Below are 5,035 nucleotides of genomic sequence, written 5' to 3'. Positions count from 1 at the left end.
AGCTCGAAGTTGCGGATATTGAAATATTATTTAGTAAAAAGGAATGAGCGGAAACGGGGTGTTTCCGCCCTAGAGTCAATTACTTATTTATTGCATTAATCAAAAATGCTGAGATTTTAGCACCTTCTCTAAGTGTTGTTTCAGAACTTGTTTGACCGATTAATGAGCTGTCTGTGAATGGCGCAATTTCCATCATGTCAGCACCAGTAATTGGGAACTCGTCAGCCAACGCAACTAGAATATCTAAAGCATGTTGTGGTGTTAAGCCACCTGCTTCTGGTGTCCCTGTCGCTGAAGCAAAACTTTCATCAAGTGCATCAATATCAAAGCTTACATAAAGCTCATCTACATTATCAGCCTTAAGTTGTGCAATTACCTCTTCAGCAACTGCTTTAGCACCACGTTCGATGATTTCGTGGGCCCAATGTTGTTTAACACCAAAAGTGTCTTCCCAATGTTGCTTAGGCTTACCACTAGAGCGAATACCAAATTGAATTAAATTACGCGGCGCCGGTAAATACTCAAGGATATGTGTACACCATGAACCAAAACATAAATCGATACCTAAACGTTCAACTAATAAGTCAGTATGAGCATCAAAGTGAATGATTGCGGTGCGTTTACCTGCATCACGTTTTGCTTTTAAGTAAGCTTTAGTCAGCGGGTAGCTAATTGAATGGTCGCCACCGATACCAAAAATACCCTTATCAGGATAGTTTGCATAAAAGCCATCACAAACATCTTCGGTGATAGACAAAGGTGATACATGGTATTCACTGTTTTCATCTGCATATAACGCTTTTTGGCAGTTTGTGATAGTCGCATCGTTAAGGTATTTATCATGTAATAAATGCGGGATTACACGTACATCACCCAAATCAAAAGCGCGAGCTTGAGGTTGTTGATCAATCAAAGTAGAGCGCAAAAACAATGGTCCCCAATTAGCACCACGTAAGATACCACCGCCACAGTCAGAGCTAATTCCTAAAATAACGGCTTTGTGTTCAGAGTCAGTCAGTGTTTCAAGTGACTCTTTCCAAAGCACATCAACATTGTCTGTTTGGCCGTATAATTTAGTACGCAGCGCATCTTTACGTTCTTTTGCTGTATTGACTGTAAATACGCCATCGCCAGGAGGACAAAGACACTGACTTAGTTTTTCATGGAATGCTTTTTGTGTGTTACTCATCTCTACTCCGCTGATCATTATCTGCATATTCATGCGTAATAAAAAAGTTACGCAATCAGGTTTGTGTATCGTTTAGATTTTTGAGGCTAAACAAATACTTGCCCAACCAAACTTATAACTCTCTGAAATTAAAAGGTTATAATTTTAATGCAGAAGAATTTAAACTGCTCTAGTTAAATAAGAGCGCTGTATTTGGGCAGGTATAACATGCGCGAAAAGAAAGTCAAATTTTGCGGCAACCTACTCGATTGCCGCTATAGATTTATATTCAAGCGAAGTGAATACTCATTATTCATAGCCTCTTGGCTTCTTGGTTTTGATAACGGCAATATACGCATGCCAGCTGGCGTAGCTCAATAAAGGCATAATGACAATAAAACCAGCAGTGCCAGTAATAAAGCCTACAAACACTAAGCACAGAATTAACCCAGCCCAAACAACCATGGCACCAAAATTTGTTTTAACCGCGTTCATAGAAGAAATTACCGCAGTCATAATATCAACACGGCGCTCCATCATAATTTGCGGGGTAAATGCAGAAATAGCGAATACAGTCACCAGCAAGATACCGCCGACAATACTGCCGAGCGTTAAGAATGCAGATAACTGCTCAAAAGTCGGGTTAACAACGTTCGGGTACAATGCATGAATAAGAGCTGCTAAACGCATCCATACAATCATAATCACCATTAACAACACGGCAAATCCCCATTCACCTGCAGGGTTTCTGAACATCGATTTAAGACTGTGCATCAAAGTGGGCTTGTGACCTTTTTCAAGCTCCCAAGCAACATCATAAAGACCAGCGGCAAATGCAGGGCCTATTAGTGCAAAGCCAACTACGGCAGGTAAAATAACCAAGTGTGTATCAAACTGATAAACAAAATACATGATAGTCGCAGGTATCAAGGTAAATACTAATCCGTATACTAGACTTAGTATGGGAGCATTAGCGATATCTTTAAATGCGAGTGCCAACCAATGAAAAGGCGCACCGATTGAAATTTTCGAGCTTTCTAAACAGCGTGCAAACTCATGGTGTTTACTCATAGAAGATGAAGCAGGCATAATATATCCTCTTTTATCGTTACTTCTTTAGGTTTAGGTTATCTGTGCAATTCTTGCAACATTCGTAATCTAATAGGACATCTGTCCTGTACTTTAAACACATATGATTAAAGTATTACGCTTTAGACAAAAATAAGGTTTAATAATGGAAAAGGTATTTCACTTAGGGCTTACTCGTCAGGACTTAAACGGCGCAACCCTTGCGATTGTCCCAGGCGATCCTGACCGCTCAGCACGCATTTCAACACTTCTCGATAACCCAGAATGCTTAGCGAAGACCCGTGAATTTCATGTATACCGAGGTGAGCTAAACGGCCATAGCGTTGTAGTTTGTTCAACCGGTATTGGCGGACCATCTACATCAATCGCTGTTGAAGAACTTGCCCAGCTAGGTATAGATACCTTTTTGCGAATTGGCACGACCGGTGCTATTCAGCCACACATTAATGAAGGCGACATTTTAATTAGCCAAGCCTCAGTTCGTTTAGACGGCGCAAGCCAGCATTTCGCACCGCTAAGCTATCCTGCAGTGTCTGACTTTTTTGCTACTCAAGCTATGGTAAATGCGTGTGATAAGTTAGGGATTAGCTTCCATATTGGTATTACAGCATCTAGTGACACCTTCTATCCAGGACAAGAACGTTACGATACCTATTCTGGCTATGTTCCTCGTTCATTCCAAGGCAGCTGTGAAGAATGGCAAAAACTAGGCGTGATGAATTATGAAATGGAATCAGCAACACTATTTACTATGTGTGCAGCACTTGGCTTGCGTGCAGCGTGTGTTGCAGGTGTATTAGTAAATCGTACTAAACAAGAAATTCCTAATGTTGACCACGGCGAGATTGAGAAAAAATCAGTCGCCGTCGTCATTGAAGCTGCAAAACTATTGCTAAACTAATCGTTAACTAGTTTAGCAACACAGTGTTCAAATGCTGGTGGGTTTTCAAAACTTGCCAGCACACTTTTAGCCACCTCATACTGATTTTCTGCGCCTTGTGTTTCTAGCAAGGTTATTGACTTAACCGTTTTATCATCAAAAGTTAAACCCGCAAGATAAAACTGACTCAACGCACTTTGTAGCGGAGAAAGGCTTGGACTATAAGCTGCATTTTCAGCATAGCTTCCGTAAAAGTCACCTTCTGTATATGTACTTAATCTAACAGCACTAAAGTTACCTGTATATGGTACGTATGCATTAAGCGCCAACTGAACTAGTTTTTCATCGTTAATACTCGTTTCTGCAAATTGCTTATCTCTTTGTTTATGTGAAAACAAGCATTCTTCATTACCTAAATCTTTTGGACCAAATGAATGTGGTAACAACTCATGTAGGTTAAAGTCCCGTTCTGGCAATAAAATCTCAAGTGAGTCTGCGGTGCTCAATTCATTCATAAATTGACGGCAATAACCACAAGGTGCATCACTGATAGCAATTTTTTGAACTGCTTGCGCGCCGTTAAGCCACGCATTATTAATCGCTGATTGCTCAGCATGTACTACCAAACTTAATGCTTGATGAGAAAACTCGACATTAGCACCAAAATAAAAGTTTGTTTCGCCTTGTTTGTTTAACCCAACTGCAACAGCACCCACATAAAATTTAGAAATAGGTGCGACAGAAAATAAACTTGCGACGGGTACACAGGCTTTTTGTAACTCAAGTTGGCTAACTTCGAACTGCTGACAAAGAGAAGAAATATCTGATTGAGATAAGATGCCACGCTGCTTTTTAAGCTGGGCAAAAAGAGAGTTTTTTTGTTGTTCATTGAAGCTAAACGGCTCAGATTTTTGAGCTAGTTTGCTTGCATCTATCCTAGTTGCTGTCATAACAAATTATAATTATTAATTGGCTAAACAGTTTAAAAGGTTACGTATTGAATTGCTAGGTTTTGGCGTTAAACATCCCGATTATTAGCACAAAAAAAGCTAAAAATTAGCGGTATTTGTAAGCCCAGATATACAAATATATTTCCAATAGCTAAGCTCAGCATTTATTGATGCACTAACCAGTTTTTAGCTTTGTTAAAACATTCAAAGTTTTCAGCCTGTAAGTTATAGCGCTTTGCTTTTTGCATAAATAAATCGTGCATAAATCCATCAAAACTTACCACAATAGCCACTACAGCTTCTTTCAAAGAGTTTGCCACTTCCGGCATGATGGTGAATAAATCAGCAGGTGCGAAGTTGTGAGTCAATTCAGACACGTCAACGAGTATTTTTTCTGACCCATATAATACCGAGTATTGTTGGGCAATTTGGTAAAAATTAATCACATCCTGTGCACTAGCAGTCCCTCTTAACGTCATCATCACGAGTGACGTCGATGCATCATAAGTGATGCAAGTAGACACGTTTGGCATAAGTTACTCTAAAAAAGTGTGGGAGTTGTTTTTGGATCAACGGTAGCTGATCTAAAAAGCTGGGCTATTTTATTGATATCGCCCTTCCAGTCAATACCTAGCAATAAAATAGGTATGACCAGTTGCATATTTCATATTTTAGGATTAGTTTTAATCTGAAAATCTGCCATTCGAGTTCACACCCTATTTACTTTATAAACATGTAAGAGATTTCCTCTAAACAAATAAGCAATTTCAGATAAACCTGTATTTAGTTAAAATTTATAATGTAAAGCGTTATTAAGACAGTAAAAGGAGTGAGTGCTTTATGTACTCATTTTTAAAATGGATTGGTGTGCCATGAAAGCGCGTTTGGTTTTGCTCATTAGCTTTATACTATTGATTTTATTATATTCAACAACAATTAATGCAATGC

General features: G+C 39.2%; 5 protein-coding genes. 1 reads left to right on the top strand and 4 read right to left on the bottom strand.

From position 1 onward, the window contains the following. Positions 1-79: 79 nt before the first annotated feature. Positions 80-1,189, bottom strand: coding sequence for an arginase family protein (locus L1D46_RS19625; protein WP_130052444.1), 1,110 nt, complete (start codon positions 1,187-1,189; stop codon positions 80-82). 288 nt (positions 1,190-1,477) lie between these two features. Further along, positions 1,478-2,257, bottom strand: coding sequence for a DUF2189 domain-containing protein (locus L1D46_RS19620; RefSeq protein ID WP_130052445.1), 780 nt, complete (start codon positions 2,255-2,257; stop codon positions 1,478-1,480). 145 nt (positions 2,258-2,402) lie between these two features. Between L1D46_RS19620 and udp the strand changes: the two genes are divergently transcribed. After that, positions 2,403-3,158: a uridine phosphorylase gene (gene udp / locus L1D46_RS19615; protein ID WP_130052446.1), complete on the top strand. Its 756-nt coding sequence runs from the start codon at positions 2,403-2,405 to the stop codon at positions 3,156-3,158. Here the strand turns inward: udp and cdd are convergent. Both cdd and L1D46_RS19605 read right to left on the bottom strand, forming a co-directional pair. Next, entirely contained in the window at positions 3,155-4,087 is a 933-nt protein-coding gene (cdd, locus tag L1D46_RS19610) for a cytidine deaminase (RefSeq protein ID WP_130052447.1), read from the bottom strand. The genes udp and cdd overlap by 4 nt on opposite strands. 164 nt (positions 4,088-4,251) lie before the next feature. Further along, positions 4,252-4,620 (bottom strand): hypothetical protein, encoded by a 369-nt coding sequence (locus tag L1D46_RS19605; RefSeq protein WP_130052448.1) that lies wholly within the window; start codon positions 4,618-4,620, stop codon positions 4,252-4,254. Positions 4,621-5,035: the final 415 nt, after the last annotated feature.

The organism is Pseudoalteromonas sp. Isolate3 (assembly GCF_022398505.1).
In the GTDB taxonomy this organism is placed as follows: domain Bacteria; phylum Pseudomonadota; class Gammaproteobacteria; order Enterobacterales; family Alteromonadaceae; genus Pseudoalteromonas; species Pseudoalteromonas apostichopi.
This window is presented reverse-complemented; position numbering and strand designations above follow the sequence as displayed.